The organism is Streptomyces sp. NPDC002853, assembly GCF_053591915.1.
In genome coordinates this window covers 463,804-486,408 of record NZ_JBSFUS010000005.1, presented here as the reverse complement: position 1 = coordinate 486,408, position 22,605 = coordinate 463,804, and the positions used below count along the sequence as shown (strand labels likewise).

18 protein-coding genes are annotated in these 22,605 nt (G+C 70.0%); 10 read left to right on the top strand and 8 right to left on the bottom strand.

The window, feature by feature from the left end; genetic code table 11:
• The first annotated feature begins 35 nt into the window (after nt 1–35).
• From ACWD02_RS16800 to ACWD02_RS16765, 8 genes are all read left to right on the top strand, one after another.
• Nucleotides 36–3,233: an alpha-L-rhamnosidase gene (locus ACWD02_RS16800; protein ID WP_451210532.1), complete on the top strand. Its 3,198-nt coding sequence runs from the start codon at nt 36–38 to the stop codon at nt 3,231–3,233.
• 33 nt (nt 3,234–3,266) lie between these two features.
• The gene (rhaI, locus tag ACWD02_RS16795; protein WP_451210529.1) at nt 3,267–4,436 is read left to right on the top strand and encodes an L-rhamnose isomerase; all 1,170 of its coding nucleotides are present in this window, start codon (nt 3,267–3,269) and stop codon (nt 4,434–4,436) included.
• 5 nt (nt 4,437–4,441) lie between these two features.
• Nucleotides 4,442–6,481 (top strand): bifunctional aldolase/short-chain dehydrogenase, encoded by a 2,040-nt coding sequence (locus tag ACWD02_RS16790; protein ID WP_451210814.1) that lies wholly within the window; start codon nt 4,442–4,444, stop codon nt 6,479–6,481.
• A gap of 124 nt (nt 6,482–6,605) precedes the next feature.
• Nucleotides 6,606–8,111, top strand: a complete 1,506-nt coding sequence (locus ACWD02_RS16785; RefSeq protein WP_451210526.1) for a rhamnulokinase — start codon at nt 6,606–6,608, stop codon at nt 8,109–8,111.
• Nucleotides 8,112–8,176: 65 nt separating this feature from the next.
• On the top strand, nt 8,177–8,938 hold the full coding sequence (locus tag ACWD02_RS16780) for a (Fe-S)-binding protein (protein WP_451210812.1): 762 nt from the start codon (nt 8,177–8,179) through the stop codon (nt 8,936–8,938).
• Nucleotides 8,935–10,440, top strand: a complete 1,506-nt coding sequence (locus tag ACWD02_RS16775; protein WP_451210523.1) for a LutB/LldF family L-lactate oxidation iron-sulfur protein — start codon at nt 8,935–8,937, stop codon at nt 10,438–10,440. Before ACWD02_RS16780 ends, ACWD02_RS16775 begins: the two co-directional genes overlap by 4 nt.
• Nucleotides 10,437–11,093 carry a LutC/YkgG family protein gene (locus tag ACWD02_RS16770; RefSeq protein WP_451210520.1) on the top strand — a complete coding sequence of 219 codons (657 nt, stop codon included), beginning with the start codon at nt 10,437–10,439 and terminating at the stop codon, nt 11,091–11,093. The genes ACWD02_RS16775 and ACWD02_RS16770 overlap by 4 nt, the downstream gene beginning before the upstream one ends.
• A 22-nt stretch (nt 11,094–11,115) precedes the next feature.
• Complete coding sequence (locus ACWD02_RS16765) at nt 11,116–12,279, top strand: ABC transporter ATP-binding protein (protein WP_451210518.1); 1,164 nt, start codon at nt 11,116–11,118, stop codon at nt 12,277–12,279.
• A 38-nt stretch (nt 12,280–12,317) separates the two neighbouring features.
• On the opposite strand, the gene ACWD02_RS16760 is transcribed toward ACWD02_RS16765, so the two are convergent.
• From ACWD02_RS16760 to ACWD02_RS16750, 3 genes are read right to left on the bottom strand one after another with little or no spacing between them, the layout of a single operon-like run.
• Complete coding sequence (locus tag ACWD02_RS16760) at nt 12,318–13,280, bottom strand: ABC transporter substrate-binding protein (protein ID WP_451210515.1); 963 nt, start codon at nt 13,278–13,280, stop codon at nt 12,318–12,320.
• Nucleotides 13,277–13,957: an ABC transporter permease gene (locus ACWD02_RS16755; protein WP_451210511.1), complete on the bottom strand. Its 681-nt coding sequence runs from the start codon at nt 13,955–13,957 to the stop codon at nt 13,277–13,279. Before ACWD02_RS16755 ends, ACWD02_RS16760 begins: the two co-directional genes overlap by 4 nt.
• Nucleotides 13,954–14,634: an ABC transporter permease gene (locus tag ACWD02_RS16750; RefSeq protein WP_451210508.1), complete on the bottom strand. Its 681-nt coding sequence runs from the start codon at nt 14,632–14,634 to the stop codon at nt 13,954–13,956. Before ACWD02_RS16750 ends, ACWD02_RS16755 begins: the two co-directional genes overlap by 4 nt.
• Nucleotides 14,635–14,815: 181 nt before the next feature.
• Here ACWD02_RS16750 and ACWD02_RS16745 point away from each other — a divergent pair, with 181 nt between their 5' ends.
• Complete coding sequence (locus tag ACWD02_RS16745; protein WP_451210505.1) at nt 14,816–15,262, top strand: SPW repeat protein; 447 nt, start codon at nt 14,816–14,818, stop codon at nt 15,260–15,262.
• 81 nt (nt 15,263–15,343) lie between these two features.
• Here the strand turns inward: ACWD02_RS16745 and ACWD02_RS16740 are convergent, their stop codons facing one another.
• The 4 genes from ACWD02_RS16740 to ACWD02_RS16725 form a co-directional block, all read right to left on the bottom strand.
• Complete coding sequence (locus ACWD02_RS16740) at nt 15,344–16,708, bottom strand: GH1 family beta-glucosidase (RefSeq protein ID WP_451210502.1); 1,365 nt, start codon at nt 16,706–16,708, stop codon at nt 15,344–15,346.
• A gap of 62 nt (nt 16,709–16,770) precedes the next feature.
• Complete coding sequence (locus ACWD02_RS16735; RefSeq protein WP_451210500.1) at nt 16,771–17,667, bottom strand: carbohydrate ABC transporter permease; 897 nt, start codon at nt 17,665–17,667, stop codon at nt 16,771–16,773.
• Nucleotides 17,660–18,640, bottom strand: a complete 981-nt coding sequence (locus tag ACWD02_RS16730; RefSeq protein ID WP_451210809.1) for a carbohydrate ABC transporter permease — start codon at nt 18,638–18,640, stop codon at nt 17,660–17,662. The genes ACWD02_RS16735 and ACWD02_RS16730 overlap by 8 nt, the downstream gene beginning before the upstream one ends.
• A 41-nt stretch (nt 18,641–18,681) precedes the next feature.
• Nucleotides 18,682–20,004 carry an ABC transporter substrate-binding protein gene (locus ACWD02_RS16725; RefSeq protein WP_451210497.1) on the bottom strand — a complete coding sequence of 441 codons (1,323 nt, stop codon included), beginning with the start codon at nt 20,002–20,004 and terminating at the stop codon, nt 18,682–18,684.
• A 189-nt stretch (nt 20,005–20,193) separates the two neighbouring features.
• Between ACWD02_RS16725 and ACWD02_RS16720 the strand changes: the two genes are divergently transcribed.
• On the top strand, nt 20,194–21,495 hold the full coding sequence (locus ACWD02_RS16720) for an ROK family transcriptional regulator (RefSeq protein ID WP_451210494.1): 1,302 nt from the start codon (nt 20,194–20,196) through the stop codon (nt 21,493–21,495).
• On the opposite strand, the gene ACWD02_RS16715 is transcribed toward ACWD02_RS16720, so the two are convergent.
• Complete coding sequence (locus ACWD02_RS16715; RefSeq protein ID WP_451210491.1) at nt 21,492–22,487, bottom strand: helix-turn-helix transcriptional regulator; 996 nt, start codon at nt 22,485–22,487, stop codon at nt 21,492–21,494. The two genes, ACWD02_RS16720 and ACWD02_RS16715, sit on opposite strands and share 4 nt — an antisense overlap.
• Between the last annotated feature and the right edge of the window lie 118 nt (nt 22,488–22,605).

The following is a 22,605-nucleotide window of genomic DNA, read 5'->3' as shown; positions in this document are numbered from 1 at the left end:
AACGATTCATCGTCGAGTCGTTACGGAGTCGAGTTGTGATCAGCAGAAGACGACTGCTCAGCACCACCGCCACGGCCGCCCTGGGAACAGCGATGGCCGCCGGGCCCGTTCCAACAGCCCATGCCGCCCCCTCCGCGGGAGGCCGGGCCTTGCGCGTGACCAGACCGACCGTGGAGTACGTGAGACACCCCCTCGGTCTCGACGTGCCCCGACCGAGGCTGAGTTGGCCCCTGACGTCAGCCAAGGAGGGCCAGGCGCAGAGCGCCTACCAGGTGCGCGTGGCCACCGCCGCGGGCCGCCTGCCCGAGCCCGATGTCTGGGACAGCGGCAAGGTCGCGTCCGGTGACTCCGTCCTGGTCCCGTACGCGGGCCCCGACCTCAAGTCCCGTACGCGCTACTACTGGTCGGTCCGCGTCTGGGACACCGCGGGCAAGGTCTCCGACTGGAGCGAGGCCTCCTGGTGGGAGACCGGGCTCGTGGCGGCGAAGGACTGGACGGCGCGGTGGATCGGCGCGCCCGCCTCGCTCGTCGGCGCGCCCGCCCTGGACGACGCCTCCTGGATCTGGTTCCCCGAGGGCGACCCCGCAACCAGCGCTCCGGCCGCCACCCGCTGGTTCCGCGGCCGTGTCGATGTCCCCGAAGGGGTGACCCGCGCGCGGCTGGTCATGACCGCCGACGACGGCTACACCGCGTACGTGGACGGCACGCGCGTGGCGCACACCGAGGCGGACAGTGCCGCCGACAACTGGCGCCGCCCCACGGTCATTGACGTGACCGGCCGGCTCCGCGCGGGCGCCACGGTCATCGCCGTGTCCGCCACGAACGCCACCACCGGGCCCGCCGGTCTGCTCGGAGTGCTGGAGCTGACGACCGCCGACGGCGTACGCACCCTCACCACCGACGCCACGTGGAGGACCACCGACAAGGAGCCCGCCGGCGACTGGCAGTCGACGGGATACGACGACACCTCGTGGTCCGCGGCCAAGGTCGCCGCGGCCTGGGGTTCGGGCCCGTGGGGGAAGGTCGCCGCCAACCACTGCCCCGCCGCCCAGCTGCGCCACGAGTTCCGGCTGCGGCCGGGCAAGAAGGTCGCCCGAGCCCGGCTGTACTCCACGGCCCTCGGCCTGTACGACGCCTGGCTGAACGGCGAACGCGTCGGCGACGACCGTCTGGCGCCCGGCTGGACCGACTACGACAAGCGGGTCCAGTACCAGACGTACGACGTCACCAAGCAGCTCAAGTCCGGCGCCAACGCGCTCGGCGTGACGGTGGCGGTCGGCTGGTACGCGGGCAACGTCGGCATGTTCGGTCCGCATCAGTACGGCGAACGTCCGGCGTTCCTGGGCCAGTTGGAGGTCACGTACACCGACGGCTCGACCGACCGCGTGCTGTCCGGCACCGACTGGCGCGCCGCCACGGGCCCGGTCGTCGCCGCCGACCTGCTTTCGGGCGAGGACTACGACGCCCGCCTGGAGACGGCGGGCTGGACGCGCGCCGGATTCGACGACTCCGACTGGATCGCGGCCGATGCCGTCGCCGACGTCAAAGCCGCCGTCGTGGCCCAGATCGACGGGCACACGCGCGTGGAGAGCGAGATCTCCGCCCAGAAGGTGAGCGAGCCAAAGCCCGGCGTCTTCGTCTTCGACCTCGGGCAGAACATGGTCGGCGCCGTCCGGCTGACGGTCTCCGGGAAGGCCGGTACGAAGGTCCGGTTGCGGCACGCGGAGGTCCTCGACCCCGACGGCACGATCTACACCGCCAATCTGCGGTCCGCGCGTGCCACCGACACCTACACGCTCAAGGGCGGCGGCAAGGAGACGTACGAGCCGCGGTTCACCTTCCACGGCTTTCGCTACGTGGAGGTGACGGGCTACCCGGGCACGCCACCGCTCGACGCGGTGACCGGCCGCGTCATCCACACCTCGGCGCCCTTCACGATGGACTTCGAGACGAACGTCCCCATGCTCAACCAGTTGCACGGCAACATCACCTGGGGCCAGCGCGGCAACTTCCTCTCCATCCCGACCGACACCCCCGCACGCGACGAGCGGCTCGGCTGGACCGGCGACATCAACGTCTTCGCGCCGACCGCCGCCTACACGATGGAGTCGGCGCGCTTCCTCACCAAATGGCTCGACGACCTGCGTGACGGGCAGCCCGAGGACGGCGCGTTCCCCGACGTGGCCCCGTTCGTCGGCACGGTCGGCAAGGGCGTCGCCGGCTGGGGCGACGCGGGACTGACCGTGCCCTGGGCGCTGTACCAGGCCTACGGGGACACACGCGTCCTCGATCAGTCCTGGTCCTCGATGCTGAAGTGGCTCGACTACCTGGAGAAGCACAGTTCCGGATATCTGCGTCCCGCCGAGGGTTACGGAGACTGGCTGAACATCCAGGACGAGACCCCCAAGGACGTCATAGGCACCGCCTACTTCGCCCACAGCGCCGACCTCGTGGCGCGGGTGGCCGAAGTACTGGGCAAGGACCCCGCCCCGTACAAGAAGCTCTTCGCGAGCGTCCGCGACGCCTTCCGCGCGGCGTACGTGACCGGCGGCGGGCGGGTGAAGGGCGACACCCAGACCGCCTACGTCCTCGCCCTGTCCATGGACCTGCTCACCGACAGCGACCGGGCGCCGGCCGCCGCACGCCTGGTGGAGCTCATCAAGTCCAAGGACTGGCACCTTTCGACGGGTTTCCTCGGCACGCCGCGCCTGCTCCCCGTCCTGACGGCCACCGGTCACACGGACGTCGCCTACCGCCTCCTCGTCCAGAAGTCCTTCCCCAGCTGGGGCTACCAGATCGACAAGGGCGCCACGACGATGTGGGAGCGCTGGGACTCCATCAAGCCGGACGGAAGCTTCCAGGACGCCGGCATGAACTCCTTCAACCACTACGCCTACGGCTCGGTGGGCGAGTGGATGTACGCCAACATCGCGGGCATCGCACCGGCCGACCCGGGCTTCCGCAAGATCCTCGTCCGTCCGCGGCCCGGCGGCGGCGTGACCGAGGCCCGAAGCAGCTTCGACGCGCTCTACGGCCCGGTCAGCACCCACTGGAAGACGGACGACGAAGGGTTCCGTCTCACCCTCACCCTGCCCGCCAACACCACGGCGGAGGTGTGGATCCCCGCCGACAAGCGCACCCAGGTGTCGCACGACGCGGCGGAGTTCCTGCGGATGGAGGACGGCTGCGCCGTCTTCGCCGCCGCCTCCGGCACGCACCGATTCTCCAACTGACCCACCACGACCGCTCTTTCGGAAGGCTGCGCGATGACCGCCGGAACCAGCAAGGACGCCGTGAAAGCGGCACTCACCACCCAGGCCCTGGAGACCCCGTCCTGGGCATACGGCAACTCCGGTACGCGCTTCAAGGTCTTCGCGCAGCCAGGTGTCCCCCGCACGACCCGGGAGAAGCTGGATGACGCCGCCCGCGTGCACGCCCACACGGGCGTGGCGCCCAGGGTCGCCCTGCACATCCCCTGGGACAAGGTCGACGACTACGCGGCGCTCGCGGACTACTCGGCCGAGCGCGGCGTCCGGCTCGGCGCGATCAACGCCAACGTCTTCCAGGACGACGACTACAAGCTCGGCTCGGTCACCAACCCCGACCCGACGATCCGGCGCAAGGCGCTCGACCACCTTCTCGAGTGCGTGGACATCATGGACGCGACGGGTTCACGCGACCTGAAGCTGTGGTTCTCCGACGGCACCAACTACCCGGGCCAGGACGATCTCCGCAGCCGCCAGGACCGGCTCTCGGAGGCGCTGGCGACCACGTACGACCGGCTCGGCGACGACCAGCGCATGCTCATCGAGTACAAGCTCTTCGAGCCCGCCTTCTACGCGACGGACATCCCGGACTGGGGCACTGCCTACGCACACTGCCTGAAGCTCGGCCCGAAGGCGCAGGTGGTCGTGGACACCGGCCACCACGCGCCCGGCACCAACATCGAGTTCATCGTCGCGACCCTCCTGCGCGAGGGCCGCCTGGGCGGCTTCGACTTCAACTCGCGCTTCTACGCCGACGACGACCTGATGGCGGGCGCCGCGGACCCCTTCCAGCTCTTCCGCATCATGTACGAGGTCGTCCGGGGCGGTGGCCTGGACTCGGACATCGCTTTCATGCTCGACCAGTGCCACAACATCGAGGCGAAGATCCCCGCGATCATCCGCTCGGTGATGAACGTGCAGGAGGCCACGGCGAAGGCCCTCCTCGTCGACGCGGACGCGCTGGCCGAGGCCCAGCGGACCGGGGACGTGCTCGCCGCCAACGCGGCCCTGATGGACGCGTTCAACACGGACGTCCGCCCCCTACTGGCAGAAGTCAGGGAGGAGTCGGGGCTCGCCCCTGATCCCATGAGGGCCTATCGGGAGTCAGGCTGGCAGGAGCAGATCGTCAAGGACCGCGTGGGCGGCGAGCAGGCCGGATGGGGGGCATGAGCGACATGACACAGCACGCACGCATCACGGAACTCCTCGACCGTGCCCACCGCCTGGGCGCCGACCCGCGCAACACCAATTACGCGGGCGGCAACGCGTCGGCGAAGGGCACGGCCCCCGACCCGGTCACGGGCGCGGACACGGACCTGATGTGGGTCAAGGGCTCGGGCGGCGACCTGGGCACCCTCACCGAGGACGGCCTCGCGGTCCTGCGCCTCGACCGCCTCCACGCACTGAAGGAGGTGTACGCGGGCCCGGACCGCGAGGACGAGATGGTCGGCGCCTTCGACTACTGCCTGCACGGCAAGGGAGGCGCGGCACCCTCCATCGACACCGCGATGCACGCCTTGGTGGACGCACCGCACGTGGACCACCTGCACCCGGACTCGGGCATCGCCCTGGCCTGCGCGGCGGACGGCGAGAAGCTGACGGCCGAGTGCTTCGGCCCCACGGTGGCCTGGGTGCCCTGGCGGCGCCCCGGCTTCCAGCTCGGCCTGGACATCGCGGCGGTCCAGGCGGCCCACCCCGATGCCATCGGCTGCGTCCTGGGCGGGCACGGCATCACGGCCTGGGGTGCCACGGCCGACGAATGCGAGCGCAACTCGCTGCACATCATCCACACGGCGGAGGCATTTCTCGCCGACCGTGGAAAGCCCGCCCCGTTCGGCCCGGCCCTGGAGGGGTTTTGCCCGCTCCCCACCGCCGCCCGCCTCGACCGTGCGGCCCAACTGGCCCCGCACATCCGCGCGCTGGCCTCGCAGGACCGCCCCCAGGTCGGCCACTTCACCGACACGGACACCGTCCTGGACTTCCTGGCCGCGACAGAGCACCCGCGTCTTGCGGCCCTGGGCACCTCCTGCCCCGACCACTTCCTCCGCACGAAGATCAGGCCGCTGGTCCTGGACCTGCCGCCGACCGCCCCGCTCCAGGAGGCCGTCGCGCGCCTCCAGGAACTGCACGCCGCCTACCGGGAGGAGTACGCGGCCTACTACACCCGCCATGCCGACCCCGCATCCCCCGCCATGCGCGGCGCCGACCCGGCCATCGTCCTCATCCCGGGCGTGGGCATGTTCTCCTTCGGCAAGGACAAGCAGACGGCCCGTGTGGCAGGCGAGTTCTACGTGAACGCCATCAACGTCATGCGAGGCGCCGAGGCGGTCTCCACATACGCACCGATCGACGAGTCGGAGAAGTTCCGCATCGAGTACTGGCCGCTGGAGGAGGCCAAGCTGCAACGCCTCCCGAAGCCCAAGCCCCTGGCGACCCGCGTCGCCCTCGTGACCGGAGCGGGCAGCGGCATCGGCAAGGCGATCGCGCACCGCCTGGTGGCGGAGGGCGCCTGTGTCGCGGTGGCGGACCTGAACGCGGAGAACGCGGCCGCCGTGGCGGACGAGCTGGGCGGCCCGGACAAGGCAGTGGCCATCCCCATGGACGTCACGTCCGAGGAGCAGATCACGGCCGCCTTCAAGTCGGCGGCCCTGGCCTTCGGCGGAGTCGACCTGGTGGTGAACAACGCGGGCATCTCCATCTCCAAACCCCTGCTCGACACCACGGCCCGGGACTGGGACCTCCAGCACGACATCATGGCCCGCGGCTCCTTCCTCGTCTCCCGCGAGGCGGCCCGCGTCATGCGGGACCAGTCGCTGGGCGGCGACATCATCTACATCACGTCCAAGAACGCGGTGTTCGCGGGCCCGAACAACATCGCGTACTCCGCCACCAAGGCCGACCAGGCCCACCAAGTACGGCTTTTGGCAGCGGAGTTGGGTGAGCACGGCATCCGCGTGAACGGCATCAACCCGGACGGAGTGGTTCGCGGCTCGGGGATCTTCGCGGGCGGCTGGGGCGCGCAGCGCGCGGCGACGTACGGGATCGAGGAGGAGAACCTGGGCGAGTTCTACGCCCAGCGCACCCTCCTCAAGCGCGAGGTGCTCCCCGAGCACGTGGCCAACGCGGTCTTCGCCCTGACGGCAGGCGATCTGACCCACACGACGGGTCTGCACATACCGGTGGACGCGGGCGTCGCGGCGGCGTTCCTCAGGTAGCCCACACCCCCTCCGGCCGGCGCCACGGCCGGAGGGAGGCGCCACCGGAACGCCCGCCCACAAGAGCGGCACACGGCCGCCGAACACCGGACCTGACCCTCGACCCTCAACCCTGCGAGCCACCATGCCCAACTCCCGCCCGCGTCCCCGCCGTCACTCACCACACCACTTCGCCGCCGTCGACCTCGGCGCCTCCAGCGGACGCGTCATGGTGGCCGAGGCGGGCCCCGACACCCTCACCCTCCAGGAGGCACACCGCTTCCCCAACCGCCCCGTCCGTATCGCCGGCACCCTGCACTGGGACGTCCTGTCCCTGTACGCCGAGATCCTCGCCGGTCTGCGCGTCGCGGGATCCGCCGCCCCCCTCACGTCCATCGGCATCGACAGCTGGGCAGTCGACTACGGCCTGCTCGACGCGGATCGCGCGCTCCTGGGCAACCCGGTGCACTACCGCGACGCCCGCACCGAGGGCATCGCGGCCAAGGCATGGACGACCGTCCCACCCACCGAGCTCTACGCCACCACAGGCATCCAATACGCGCCCTTCAACACCCTGTACCAACTGATCGCCGCGCAGGGTTCCGCTCAACTGGCGGCAGCCGAACGCCTGTTGTTGATCCCGGATCTGCTGACGTACTGGCTGACGGGCGAGCTCGGCACCGAGCTGACCAACGCCTCCACCACACAGCTCATGGACCCCGGCACAGGCACCTGGTCCCACGAGGTGGCCACGCGTCTCGGCATCGACCTGGCCCTGTTCCCTGCGTTGCGGCACCCGGGCTCCCCCGCAGGTCACCTGCTCCCTCAGGTACTCGAAGACGCCGGCCTCACCTCGCCCACCCCGGTGACGACCGTCGCCTCGCACGACACCGCGTCAGCCGTCGCCGCCGTACCCGCCACGACCGACGACTTCGCCTACATCTGCACCGGCACCTGGTCCCTCGCGGGCCTGGAGCTGACCGCACCCGTCCGCACCGAGGAGAGTCGCAGGGCCAACTTCACCAATGAGCTCGGCATAGACGGCACGGTCCGCTACCTGCGCAACATCATGGGCCTGTGGCTGCTCCAGGAGTGCCTGCGCACCTGGAACACGGACGCGGGCGCCCCCGGCCTGGAAGCGCTGCTGCTCGAAGCCGCCGCCGTTCCCGCCCTGCGCTCACTCGTCGACGCGGCGGACCCCGCCTTCTTGTCTCCCGGCAACATGCCGCACCGCATCGCCGACGCCTGCACAGCCACCGGACAGCCCGCTCCGGCCACCCCCGCCGAGACGACCCGCTGCATCCTCGACTCGCTGGCCCTGGCCCACCGCCGGGCCATCGAGGACGCCCAGCGCCTGGCGGACCGCACCGTGGACGTGGTCCACATGGTCGGCGGCGGCGCGCGCAACTCTCTTCTGTGCCAACTGACCGCGGACGCCTGCGGGCTGCCCGTCGTCGCGGGCCCGGCAGAGGCAGCGGCGCTCGGCAACGTACTGGTCCAGGCCCGGGCGCACGGCCTGGTGGGCGATGACCGTCACCAGATGCGCGCCCTGCTGGCCCGCACCCAGCACCTGACTCGCTACGAACCGACCGGTGACCCGGCGCGCCGTGCGGCGTGGGATGCGGCGTCCCGACGCGTCCCGGCGTCATGACTCCCGCAAAGCGCGCGTAGCGCCTACGCTGCATCCATCCGATGATCGACGAGGAGGAACCCGCGATGCGTGTCGCCCTGTTCCTGACCTGTGTCAATGACACGCTCTATCCGGGCACGGGCCGAGCGGTGGTGAAACTGCTGACCAGGCTGGGAGTTGAGGTCGACTTCCCGATGGCGCAGACCTGCTGCGGACAGGCGCACTACAACACGGGCTACCGTCACCAGGCAGAGCCACTCGCCCGTCATTTCTCCGATGTCTTTGGTTCGGATGAGTACGACGCGATCGTGACGCCGTCGGGTTCGTGCGGGGCGATGGTCCGCGAGCTGTACCCCCGCATGGGAGAACGGGCGCGTTCGGAGGGCCGCGGCGGAAGCCTGGCGGCGACGCTGGCACCGGTCGTGCCCAAGACCTACGAACTCACCGAGTTCCTGGTGGACGTCCTTGGTGTGACGGACGTCGGGGCGTACTACCCGCACACGGTGACGTACCACCCGACCTGTCACGGCCTGCGCAGCCTGGGTCTCGGCGATCGACCCACGCGCCTGCTCCAGGCGGTCAAGGGCCTGGAACTGCGCGCGCTCCCGGGCGCGGACGAGTGCTGCGGATTCGGCGGCACCTTCGCCATGAAGAACTCCGACGTCTCATCGGCGATGGGCACGGACAAGGTGCGCAACGCCGAGTCGACGGGCGCCGACGTGCTGTGTGCGGCGGACAACTCCTGCCTGATGCACATCGGGGGCACCATGACCCGCCTGAAGAGCGGGCTGCGTCCGGTCCACATCGCGGAGATCCTGGCGAGCACGGAAGAGGAGCCCCTGTCATGAGCGGTGTGAGCGGCACGAGCGGCACCTTCGTGGGCATGCCCGCCTTCCCCGTCGCGGCCCGCGAGGCCGTGGGCGACAAGACCCTGCGCGCCAACCTGCGGCACGCCACACACACCATCCGCGACAAACGGGCCCGCGCCGTCGCGGAGTTGGACGACTGGGCACAGCTGCGCGAGGCCGGGAAACAGATCAAGGACCATACCCTCTCCCGTCTCGACCACTATCTGGTCCAGCTGGAGGAGTCGGTCACGGCGGCGGGCGGCATCGTGCATTGGGCCGCCGACGCGGACGAGGCCAACCGCATCGTGACCCGCCTTGTCCAGGAGACGGGCGAGTCGGAGGTCGTCAAGGTCAAGTCGATGGCCACGCAGGAGATCGGCCTCAACGAAGCGCTCGAAGAGGCGGGCATCCACGCGTACGAGACCGACCTCGCCGAGCTCATCGTGCAGCTGGGCAAGGACCGCCCCTCGCACATCCTCGTGCCCGCCATCCACCGCAACCGCGGTGAGATCCGCGGGATCTTCGCGCGCGAGATGAGCGAGTGGGGTCGTCCGGCCCCCGAAGGCCTCACCGACACGCCCGCCGAACTCGCCGAGGCCGCCCGTCTCCACCTCCGGGAGAAGTTCCTGCGCGCCAAGGTCGGCGTCTCCGGGGCGAACTTCATGGTCGCCGAGACGGGCACCCTGGTCGTCGTCGAGTCCGAGGGCAACGGCCGCATGTGCCTGACGCTTCCCGAGACGCTGATCTCGGTCGTCGGCATCGAGAAGATCGTGCCGAGCTGGCGGGACCTGGAGGTCTTCCTGCAGACCCTCCCCCGCTCCTCGACGGCCGAGCGGATGAACCCGTATACGTCGATGTGGACGGGCACGTCCGAGGAGGACGGCCCGAGCACGTTCCACCTCGTGCTCCTCGACAACGGCCGCAGCGACACGCTCGCCGACGAGGTGGGCCGCCAGGCACTGCGCTGCATCCGCTGCTCGGCCTGCCTCAACGTCTGCCCGGTGTACGAGCGCGCGGGCGGCCACGCGTACGGCTCGGTCTACCCCGGCCCCATCGGAGCGATCCTCAGCCCTCAACTGCGCGGCACCCAGAGCGAGATCGACGCCTCACTCCCGTACGCCTCGTCCCTCTGCGGTGCCTGCTACGAGGTGTGCCCGGTGGCCATCGACATCCCCGAAGTCCTCGTGCACCTGCGCGAGCGGGTGGTCCAGGGCGGCGAAGTGACCCGGCACGGATCGAAGGTGACGCTGCGGCCCGCGAAGGGGCACGCCGCGGAGCGGGCGGCGATGCGCGCGGCGGGCTGGGCGTTCGGTCGTCCCGGGGTGCTGCGGGCCGGTCAGCGGCTTGCGTCCGGGACCCGGCGCGTCCATCCGCGCACGCTGCCCGGACCGGGTCGGGCGTGGAGCGGGACACGGGACCTGCCGAAGGTGCCCGCGGAGCCGTTCCGCGAGTGGTGGCTGCGTACGTCCGGCGACCGGGCGCAGAAGGGCGGCGAGAAGTGAGCAGCAGGGAGCAGATCCTGGGGCGCGTCCGGCGAGCACTGGCCGACGTACGCGACGGCGGGGAACCAGATACGCCCGCCACGACCCTCCCCCGCGGCTACCTGCGTGAGCACGGCGACCGCACCACCGAGCAGACCGTCGACCTGCTGGCGGAGAACCTGGCGGACTACCGAGCGAAGGTGCACCGCACACACGACGACCGGCTCCCGGCCCTGCTCGCGCGGCTTCTCGCCGAGCGGGGCTCGCGCACGGTGCTCGTACCGCCCGCGCTGCCGCCCCACTGGCTGTCCGACGGCGGCCCGGCCGCTCTCGTCCAGGATCTCGCGGCGCACACCGCGCGGGAGCTGGACGCCACCGACAGCGTCGTCACCGGCTGTGCGATCGCCGTCGCCGAGACCGGCACGATCGTCCTGGACGGCGGCCCCGACCAGGGCCGTCGGCGCATCACGCTCGTCCCCGACCACCACATCTGTGTCGTGCGGGTCCCGGACCAGGTGGTCTCCTCCGTCCCGCAGGCACTCGAACGGCTCGACCCCGCCCGCCCGCTGACCTGGATCTCGGGACCGTCCGCCACCAGCGACATCGAACTGGACCGGGTGGAGGGCGTGCACGGCCCGCGCACCCTGGAGGTGGTGCTGGTGAGCGGAGTGTGAAGGCCGCGGTTAGCGTGAGTGCATGATCCGGTTCGAGCAGGTCAGCAAGCGCTACCCGGACGGCACGATGGCCGTGGACGAGCTGTCCTTCGAGGTCGCCGAGGGTGAACTGGTCACCCTCGTCGGACCGTCCGGATGCGGCAAGACGACCACGATGATGATGGTGAACCGTCTCATCGAGCCGACCGCGGGCCGCATCTTCGTCAACGGCGAGAACATCGCGGACGTCGACCCGGTCCGCCTCCGCCGCCGAATCGGCTATGTCATCCAGCAGGTGGGGCTCTTCCCGCACCGCACGGTCCTCGACAACACCGCGACGGTCCCCGCGCTGGTCGGCTGGAAGAAGGCGAAGGCACGGGCGCGCGCGGCCGAGCTGCTCGACCTGGTGGGCCTGGACCCGAAGACGTACGGCTCCCGCTATCCCGAGCAGTTGTCGGGCGGGCAGCGCCAGCGCGTGGGCGTGGCGCGTGCCCTGGCCGCCGATCCGCCCGTACTTCTCATGGATGAGCCGTTCGGGGCGGTCGACCCGGTGGTGCGCGAACAGTTGCAGGACGAGTTCCTGCGGATGCAGGCGACGGTCCGCAAGACGGTTCTCCTGGTCACGCACGACATCGAGGAGGCGGTCAGGCTCGGAGACCGGATCGCGGTGTACGGGCAGGGGCGCATCGAGCAGTACGACACCCCCGGGGCAGTGCTCGGCACCCCGGCCACGCCGTATGTCGCCGGGTTCGTGGGCGCCGACCGGGGCCTGAAGCGGCTCTCGGTCACGGAAATCCTGCCGGACGACCTGGAGCAGCCGACGGTGGTCCGCCTCGACGAGCCCGCCGCGCACGCCGCGGCCCGGATGCGCGAGGAGGACGCCCGCTGGGGCGTCGTCCTGGACACGGGCGGAGATCTGCACGGCTGGGTCGGCATCGACGAGGTCGCGCTGGCCGGCGAGGGCGGCAGGGTCGGTGACCTGGCCCATCGCATGAAGGCATGGGTCCCGGTGGGCGCCCCGCTCAAGCAGGCGTTCGGCGTGATGCTGCAGCACGACGCGGGCTGGGTCGCGGTCCTCGACGGGGCCCGCTTCCTCGGCGTACTGACCCCCGCGAAACTGCACGAGGCCCTGCGCCGCTCGGTGGACGCGGACGCGCAGGGCGTGCCCCGGGATCAGGTGGAGTTCGACTCGGTGGCCGACGCCTGACGGTCACGCGCGAGGCCGTCACAGCAGACCGGCGGGCGTCACAGCAGCCCCTTCTCCTCCAGGTACGTCCGTGCCACGTCCTGCGGCAGTCTGCGCCAGCTGTCCACCTGTTCGTTCATCGACGCCAGGTCCGCCGTCGTCAGCACGGAGTTGAGGCGGCCGAGTGCTTTCGCCACGCCCTCGCTGCCCGCGCGGGAGCGGTTGACGACCGGGACGATGTAGTCGGCGTTCTGGAGTTTCTTGTCGTCCTTCAGCAGGACGAGGCCGAAGTTGTCGAGCGTGGCGTCCGTGGACGTGGTCAGGACCATCTGGTCCTGACCGCTCTGCACGGCCTTCTTGGCCTGCGTCGTGCCCACGCCCTTGGGGTCGACGGAGGTGATGTCGATGCCGTAGACCTTCTTCAGACCGGGTTCGCAGTACGGGCGTTGCACGCATTCGTCGCCCGCGGCGAGGCGTACCTTCAGGCCGGACTTGCCGAGGTCGCTCAAGGTCTTGAGGTGGTGCTTCTTCGCGAAGGACGCGGTGACGGCGAACGCGTTCTGGTCCACGGCCTTCCCGGCGTCGAGGACGGTGAGGCCGCGCGGGGTGGCGAGGTCGCGCAGGGCCTTCATCGTGGCGGCCAGGTCGGGTGAGCCGACCGGTTTCGCGTCCGCGCCGTTCTTCTTGGCGTTCAGCCAGTCCGCGAAGGTCGCCGCGTACTCGGGGACGACGTCGATCTGGCCGGACTCCAGGGCGGGTTCATAGAGTTCACGGTTGGCCACCGAGAGGATGTCGGCGCCGTATCCGGCCTTCCGCAGGAGCAGGGAGTACATCTGGGCGAGCAGATCGCTCTCGGTGAAGCCCGCGGAGCCGACGACCAGGTGATGGCTGTCGCCGGGTGGCGCGGTCACCTCTCCCTGGGTCTCCAGGGACGGTCCCGAAGCGCAGCCGGACAGGAGCAGGGCGAGACCGAGACCGGCCGCGGCACCCCGCCTCGCACCACGCAGCGCGCGTCGCGTCATCCTGTCCGCCCTCTCCCCCGCGCCCAGCCGGGAGCGAGCCGTTCGCCGATCTCGAAGAGTCCCTCGACGATCAGGGCGAAGACGGCGACCAGCACCGCCCCCGCCACCACCTGCGGGGTGCTCGCCAGGTTGAAGCCGGCCGTGATGATCCGGCCGAGTCCCCCGCCTCCCGCGAGGGCGGCGATGGTGGCGGTGGCCACGAGCTGCACGGCCGCGATCCGCACCCCGCTCAGGACCAGCGGCATGGCGAGCGGCAGTTCGACCCGCCACAGCATCTGCCGCCCCGTCATCCCCATGCCGCGCGCGGCCTGGACGACGCTGCGGTCGACCCCGCGCATCCCGACGTAGGCGTTGGTGAGCAGCGGCGGCACGGCGAAAAGGACGAGTGCCACCACCGTGGGCCCCTCGCCCCACTGTCCGATGGGGGTGAGGAGCAGCAGGACGAGGACCGCGAAGGTGGGCACCGCGCGGCCCACGTTGGAGATGTTGACCGCGAGCGCGCCGCCCTTGCCCAGGTGGCCGAGGACGAACGCGACCGGCAGCGCGATCAGGCAGCTCAGGATCAGGCACACCACGGTGAGCACGAGGTGCTGGGTGAGCCGGTGCCAGATGCCGTCGTCGCCCGCCCAGTGTGCCGAGTCGGTCAGCCACTGCCAGGCATCGCTGATGGTGTTCATGAGCGGACCGCCCTCGTCCACGGGGTGAGGATCCGCTGTACGCCCAGGAGCAGCAGATCGGCCAGTACGGCGATGACGACGCACAGCACGGACGCGGTCAGGACCTGCGCCTTGAAGTAGGTGTTCATGCCCGCGTAGATCAGGTTTCCGAGTCCGCCGAAGCCGACGATCGCGCCGACCGTGACGAGGGAGACCGCGGAGACGGTGGCGATGCGCAGGCCGGCCATGGCGGCGGGCAGCGCGAGCGGCAGTTCGACCGTGAGAAGGAGGCGGATCGGTCCGTAGCCCATGCCGCGGGCGGCCTGCCGCGTCTCCTCGGGGACGGCACGCAGACCGGCCAGGATGTTGCGGACGAGCAGCGTCAGCGAGTACAGGACGAGTCCCGCGACCACCAGGGACGCGGAGAGGCCGTACACGGGAAGCAGCAGCGAGAACATCGCGAGCGAGGGGATCGTGTAGAGGACCGTGGTCAGCGCGAGGACGGGACCGGCCGCAAGGGCCCAGCGGCGGGCGACGACGGCGAGCGGCACGGCGATGACGAGCGCGATGAGGACGGAGACGGCCGTCAGCTCCAGGTGCTGGAGGACGGCGTCGACGACGATCTGGCGGCGGGTGCTCAGATACTCGCCGCAGATCCACTCGTTGCGCGCGAGGCAGTCGTCCGGGGGCGCGGTCACTCGTTCATTCCAGCGGGCGGGGCGTGTGACGGCGCGTTCTGGTCCCCCGTACGGGCGGCACCCACCCCGTCACAAAACGCCCTCGACTACACATAAAGAAAAAATAAGAGCAGAATGGATATGCGCGACATCCCGCCGCGCGAGGTGATCAGGCCTGCACGAAGCAGAGGAGACGAGTCTCATGGCCGACGTCTCACACAGGGGAGACATAGCCGCTCACCCTGACGTATCCGAAATGCGGGATCGGTACGCCCGCGTACTCGGTGGACGCGATGTGGCACTCGTGGACGGGCCCGTGTTCCTCACGGGCCTCTTCTGTGCCATCTCCCCCTGGGTGGTCCACTTCACCGCGAGTCAGCCCGTCCTCGCGACCCACAACCTCATCATGGGCATCGCGATCGGCCTGCTGGGCCTCGGGTTCACCGTCGCTCCGGCCAGGATGTACGGCCTGAGCTGGGCCATGTGCGCGATGGGCGTCTGGATGATCGTGTCGCCGTGGGTCGTCGGCACGAGCCCGGACATGGGCGTCATCCTCACCAACGTCATCATCGGCGGCCTCACCCTCCTCCTCGGCCTCGTCTGCACCGGCGCGGCGGCGAAGGAGGGCCGGAAAGTGAACACGACCTGACACAGGAAGGCGGAGCCACACAAGCGCGGCGGCCCCCGGATCGGCGGAGAGCCGGGAGCCGCCGTCAGTGGTGCGAGCCCGTCAGGCGGCGCGGCTCACGCGCCCCTGGTGGCCGCGGATGATGTCGGCGTAGCGCAGTCCGCTGCCCTTGATCGTGCGGCGCTGCGTCTCGTAGTCGACGTATACGAGCCCGAACCGCTTGTCGTAGCCGTAGGCCCATTCGAAGTTGTCGAGCAGCGACCACGCGTAGTACCCGGCCAGCGGCGCCCCCTTGCGGGCCGCGCTCGCGCACGCGGCGAGATGGCGGACCAGGTAGTCGGTGCGCTCCGAGTCGTCGATCGTTCCGTCGGGGCGTACGACGTCGGGGTAGGACGAGCCGTTCTCGGTGACGTACAGCTTGCGCGCGCCGTACTCGTTCGTCAGGCGCAGCAGGAGCGTCTCGATGCCGCTCGCGTCGATCTCCCAGTCCATGCCGGTACGGGGAACTCCCTCGCGGCGCACCTGGTGGGCGTAGGGCGCGGGGCCCGCGGGGTCGTCGGAGACCACGGCCGGGAAGTAGTAGTTCAGGCCCAGCCAGTCGAGCGGCTGCGCGATGGTCGCCAAGTCGCCTGCCCGCTCGGGGAGTTCGACCCCGTAGACCTCTTGCATGTCGGCCGGGAAGCCGCGGCCGTGGACCGGGTCGAGCCACCAGCGGTTGGTGTGGCCGTCCACGCGGCGGGCGGCGGCCACGTCCTCGGGGCGGTCGCTCGCGGCCTCGACCGTGGAGAGGTTGTTGACGATGCCGATCTGCGCGCCGGGGGCGGCGGCGCGGATGGCCTGGGTGGCGAGACCGTGCCCGAGCAGCAGGTGGTACGAGGCGCGTACGGCCGCCGTCAGGTCGGTCAGTCCCGGTGCCATCCGCCCTTCGAGGTGACCGATCCAGGCCGAGCAGAGGGGCTCGTTCAGCGTCGCCCACTGCGTGACGCGGTCACCGAAGCGCTCGGCGGCGATGGACGCGTACGCCGCGAAGTGCTCGGCCGTCTCCCGCTCGGGCCAGCCGCCGCGATCCTGGAGAACCTGCGGCAGGTCCCAGTGGTAGAGGGTCACCGAGGGGGTGATGCCGGCTTCGAGCAGGCCGTCGATCAACTGGTCGTAGAAGTCCAGGCCCTTGGCGTTGGCCGGCCCGTCGCCGCCGGGCACGATGCGCGGCCAGGCGAGGGACAACCGGTAGGCGTTGGCACCCAGTTGCTTCATCAGCGCGATGTCATCGCGCCAGCGGTTGTAGTGGTCGCAGGCCACGTCGCCGTGGTCGTCGTTGTCGATCTTTCCGGGGGTGTGCGAGAAGGTGTCCCAGATCGAGGGGGAACGGCCGTCCTGGGTGACGGCCCCCTCGATCTGGTACGCCGATGTGGCCGTGCCCCACGCGAAGTCGTGCGGGAGTGCGGAAAGGTCGATGAGCTCGGACACGGACGTCCTCTCAGACGTAAGGGAGTCAGGCGTGGCAGGCGTAACAGGCGTGACGGAAGAGGTCACTTGACGGCTCCGGCGGTGAGGCCGGCCACCAGATAGCGCTGGAGCAGCAGGAAGCCCGCCACCACCGGCACGCTCACGACCAGCGACGCAGCCATGATCTGGTTCCAGTAGACGTCGTTCTGGGTGGAGTAGCCCTGCAGGCCGATGGCGAGGGTGCGGGTGGCCTCGTTCGTCATGACGGAGGCGAAGAGCACTTCTCCCCATGCGGTCATGAACGCGTAGACGGCGACCGCGACGATGCCGGGGATCGCGGCGGGCACGACGACCCGGAAGAGCGCGCCGATCGGCCCGCAGCCGTCGACGAGTGCCGCCTCGTCCAGGTCGCGCGGCACCGAGTCGAAGTACCCGATCAGCATCCAGATCGAGAAGGGCAGCGAGAAGGTCAGATAGGTGAGGATGAGCCCGGCCCGCGAGCCGAACAGGGCGATCCCCGTGGCGTTGCCGATGTTGACGTACATCAGGAACAGCGGGAGCAGGAACAGGATGCCGGGGAACATCTGGGTGGACAGGACCGTCACCGTGAAGACGCGCTTGCCGCGGAACTGGTAGCGGCTGACGGCGTAGGCGGCGAAGACGGCGATCACCACCGAGCAGACGGTGGCCGCGCCCGCCACGATCAGCGAATTCATGAAGTAGTCGGCCAGCGGGACGGTGTTCCAGATGTCGATGTAGGGGCGGATCGTGAGCCCGCTCGGCATCCAGCGGAACTTGCCCGACACGTCTTCGAGGGGCTTGAGCGAGCTGGACACCATCACGAACACCGGCAGCAGCACGAAGCCCGTGAGCAGCGTCAGGAAGATCCGCCGTGACCAGAGGAACGAGCGGGGCGCCGCCATCGGCGAGCGGGGCTTCGCGGCCCCGGCCGGCCGCACGGACATGCGGGCGCTAGACATGAGCGGACTTCCTCTCGCGTGACGTGACCCGCAGATAGACGCCCGTCACCACGAGCAGGAACAGGAGCAGCAGGACGGACATGGCGGAGCCGGTGCCGAAGTTCCAGGTGACGAACGAGGACTGGTAGATGTGGATCGAGACCAGGTCCGCGGCCTCCGGCGCCGACCTGCCGAACAGGACGTACGGCGTGTTGAAGTCGTTGAACGTCCACAGGAACAGGACGAGCACGAGGACCTGGTTGACGGGGCGCAGGGACGGCAGGGTGATGCGGCGGATCTGCTGCCACATGCCGGCGCCGTCGAGCGCCGCCGCCTCGTACATGTCCTTGGGGATGTTCTGCATCCCCGCCATCAGGATGAGGAAGGCGAACGGCCAGCCCTTCCACACCGAGACGGTGAGCAGCGCGACGAAGCTGTTGTCGCCGATGAGCCAGAACGGGGCGCTGTCGGTGAGGCCCAGCTGATCGTGCAGCACGTGGTTGATGAGGCCGTTGTCACGCTGGAACATGAAGCCCCAGGTGATCACCGCGGCGTACACGGGCAGTGCGTAGGGGACGAGGAAGAGCGCCCTGAGGAAGCCCCGGCCCTTGAACGTCTCCTGCAGGTAGATCGCGGTGGTCGTCCCGATCAGCCAGCACAGGCCGACCGAGAGCACCGTGAACGCGCAGGTGACGAAGAACGAGTGCAGCAGCGCCTCGCCCACCGGCGCGTCGAAGTCCACCGCGATCTTGTAGTTGTCCAGGCCGGACCAGGGCGCGGCGCCCCAGTCACGGATGAAGAACTGGGTGAGCTCCTTGAAGCTCATCACGATGCCGATGACGATCGGCAGCAGATGGACGAGGAGTTCGAGCAGGAGGGCAGGGAGCAGCAGGAGGTACGGCAGGCCGATGCGGCGGAGTCGCCCGGGACGGCGGCGCGGCCCGCGCTTCGTCTCGGGGACCTTCACGGACGGCTCCCCCGCGCTCCGGACGATGGTCGTGGTCCCGGTGGGCACAGTGGGCACGGTCGTGTCGCTCACTGCTGGGACATCTGCTGCTGAGCCTTGACCAGTTCGGCCTTCACCGACGCGGTGGTCACCGCCCGGCCGGCGGCGGCGTTGGCGAAGAGATTCTTGACGGCGGTGCCGACCGCGGTCTCGAACTGGGACTCGTTGGCCACCTGGGGCAGGGGCGCGGCGCTCTTGGCGAGGGTGTCGCGCAGGACCTTCAGCTCGGGGCGGTCGAAGGCGGCGTCCTCCTGGGCGGCCTTGACCGGCGGCACGGAGCCGTAGGACTTGCAAAGGATCTTCTGCTCGGCGTCGCTCGTCATGAACTTCACGAACTTCAGCGAGCCGTCGATGTTCTTGGTGTTCTTGAAGACGGCCATGTTGATGCCGGCGACCATGGAGTTGGTGGCCTTGCCCTGACCCGGCGCGCCGGACTCGACGGGCACGGGCGCCACGCCCCACTCGTCGTCGTTCATGCCCTGCGACTTGAAGGTGGTGGCCGCCGCCTGCCACAGCACCATGGCCGTCTTGTCCTTGGCGAAGTCGCTCAGGGACTGGTTCTGCGCGTACTCGGCGTTGCCGGGCGCGATGATCTTGTCCTTGCCCATCATGTCGACGTACTGCTTCACGGCCGCGACCGCACCCTCGGAGGTGAAGTCGGGCTTGCCGTCCGGGGTGAAGAAGTCGGCACCGTGCTGCTTGCCGAGCGCGAAGACCTGGTGGATGTTGTTGGAGAGGTTCGCCCCCTCCGCGCCCAGGGCCCACTTGCCGCCCTTGGAGATCTTCTTGCCGTCCTCGACCAGCTCGTCCCAGGTGGCGGGCGGCTTGTCTATGCCGGCCTCCTTGAACATCTTTTTGTTGTAGTAGAGGGCGTACGCCATGGAGTACAGCGGCACCGCGGCCGGGTCCTTGTCCGCCGCTCCTGCCGAACCGAGCGCGGACTCCACGAAGCGGTCCTTGCCGCCGATCTTGGCGAAGTTCTTCTCGTCCCAGGGCAGCAGGGCTCCGCTGGCCTGCAGCGACGCGCTCCAGGTGTTGCCGATGTTCAGGACGTCCGGCCCCTGACCCGACGTCGTCGCCGTCAGGATCTTGTTGAGCAGGTCCGACCAGGGGATGACCTCGAGCTTGACCTTGATGCCGGTCTGCTTCTCGAACTTGTCGAGTTCGGGCCTGAGGATCTTCTTGTCCGCCTCGATGTTGGGCCCTTGGTTCGACGCCCAGTAGGTCAGCGTCTTCGGCGAGTCGTTGGACCCCTCGCCACCCGTCGTCGAACCGCCTCCGCAGGCGGTCGCGGTGAGGGCGAGCGAGAGGGTGGCGGCGCCGACGGAGGCGGCGGCTCGGAATCTGCGCATGGCTCCAGGTGTCCCTTCCGGAGGGAGTCATGGGGCGGATGGCCCAACACCGGACCGAAACCGGCGCTGCGTTCAACTCTTGAATGACCTCATGACTTAATTTAGGACGTGAGTTAAACCGGCAGGGAAGATACCGTCAAGGGGTCACACAGAACCAACTTCGAGGCAGAGCAGGCCGGAAGGAACCACATGGCTGGGCAGCGCAACGGGCGCACGGTGCACGACCTGCGGCGGGAGAACCGCGCCGCCGTACTGCAGCGGTTGTACTTCGAGGGACCGATGAGCCGCTTCACGCTCGGCCCCGCCACCGGACTGAGTTCAGGTTCCATCAGCAATGTCGTGGCCGAGCTGGTGACGGAAGGGTGGGTGGAGGAGGCCGGCAGCGTGGAGTCCGACGGCGGACGCCCGCGTACGCTGCTGCGGGTCGCGCCCGGCCGTGGTCAGCTGATCGGCGTGGACGTCGGCGAGACCCGCGTACGCGTCGAGCTCTTCGACCTCTCCCTTTCCGAACTTGCCCGCGCCGAAAGGCCGTTGACCCTCAAGGGCCACGACGTCGCCGGCATCACGGAACTCATCCGTGACGGCATGGGAGAAGTGCTCGGCGCCGGGGGTGTCACGGAAGGTCTCCTCGGCGTCGGGATCGGCGTACCCGGAATCGTCGCGCGCGACAGCGAACTCGGTGCCGTCGTGCACGGCCAGACCATCGGCTGGAACGCGGTCCCCCTGGAGGCCCTGCTGCGGGAGACCGGCCGGGGCGTGTCCCAACTCCCGGATTCCGTGCCCTACTTCATCGACAACGGCGCCAAGACCCTAGGCCAGGCGGAGATGTGGTTCGGCGCGGGGCGCGGGACGCGCAACGCGGTGGTGGTCCTGTTCGGTTCGGGTGTCGGCGCGTGCGTCGTCACCGAGGACGTGGAGCAGGGCCGGGCCCTTGAGTGGGGTCATCTCACGGTGCGGGTGCAGGGCAGACGGTGCCGGTGCGGGGCCCTGGGCTGCCTGGAGGCGTACGCGGGTGCGGAGGCGCTGCTCGAACGGTGGCAGGAGGCGGGCGGGCTGCCGCCCAAGGGCACGGACGAGGAGAGCGCCCTCACCGCCATGCTCGACGCCGCCTACCCCGAGGGCGGCGGCGCGGCCGATCCGACGGCGCTCGCGGTGCTCGAAGAGACCGCCGAATACCTGGGCGCGGGTCTCGCCGACCTGATCAACCTCTTCCAGCCGGAGCGGATCCTCGTCGGCGGCTGGGCCGGACTCCAGCTCGGCCAGCGCTTCCTGAGCGCGGTGAAGCGGTACATCCCCACCTACGCCCTGTCCTACCCGGCGGGGCGCGTCGCCATCGGCCTGGGCCGCCTCGGCCCGGACGCGGTGACGGTCGGCGCCGCGACGCTGCCGCTGGCCGACTTCTTCGCCCGGGGCGGGCGCCGCGCGGCACCGGCACGGGAGGCCGAACTCCCCGGCTGGCAGACGGCGTTGGAGGGGCGCACACCCTCCTAGAACTGCCCTCCGAAGCCGTGCGCCGCACCCGGCCGGTCCGCGTCGCGGCGGTCGCGGCCGTCGACCCGCTCACCGTCGACCCGCTCGCCGTCGGCCCGCTCGCCGTCAGCCCGCTCGCCGTCAGCGCGCGGGTGGTCCTCGGCCATCACGCCCTGCCCGAGCAGGGTCAGGGCTTCCCTCGACGGCGAGTCCGGCTCGGTGACGGCGAGCACGAGGTGCTGATCCTGCGCCTGGGGGAGGTGGAGGCTCTGCTGGGTGACGGTGAGTGTGCCGACGAGGGGATGGCGCATCTCGTAACGGGCGAAGTCACAGGGATGCACCCGGTGGCCGGTCCACAGGGCGGCGAACTCCGTGCTCTTGACGGTGAGTTCGCCGATGAGCGAGGTCAGCAGCGTGTCGTCGGGGTGGCGCCCCGCGACCATCCGCAGATTCTCGACGACGGCCCTGGCCTTCGCCGTCCAGTCGGCGTACAACGCGCGGGTGTGCGGGTCCAGGAAAAGCATCCTGGCGAGGTTGGGACGCCCGGCAGGCCGCTGAGGGCTGTCGAAGCCCAGGTGCGACGCGAACAGTGCGTGACCGAGGCGGTTCCAGGCGAGGACGTCGGTGCGGCGGCCGCTGACCAGTGCCGGAACGCTCTCCAGGGTGCTCAGCAGATGGAGCGTGGTGGTGCCCGCCTGCTCGGCCCGCGGTCGGCGGGCCGGGGTCCGCCTCCTGCCGGCGTCGGCGAGGTCGTGCAGATGCCGCCGCTCCGACTCGTCGAGGCAGAGCGCCCGCGCCACTGCGTCCAGGATCTCCGGGGAGGCTCCCACCGACTGTCCCTGCTCCAGCCGCGTGTAGTACGAGGCGCTGACCCCGGCGAGCAGCGCGAGCTCTTCCCTGCGCAGGCCCGCCACGCGCCGACGGTCGCCGTAATCCTTGAGGCCGACGTCCGCGGGACGCAGCTGTGAACGCCGTGCGTACAGGAAGTCGCCGAGTCGGCCTCGTTCGCTCATGTCTCCCAGTCTGCATCGGCCCCCGCGCGGCAGCCTGACCCTGTCCGGGGTAGGCAGCGGCGGGTCTGGCTGACCTGCGCGGACCCGGCGACGGTGGTGCTCCGACGCCCGTCCCCGA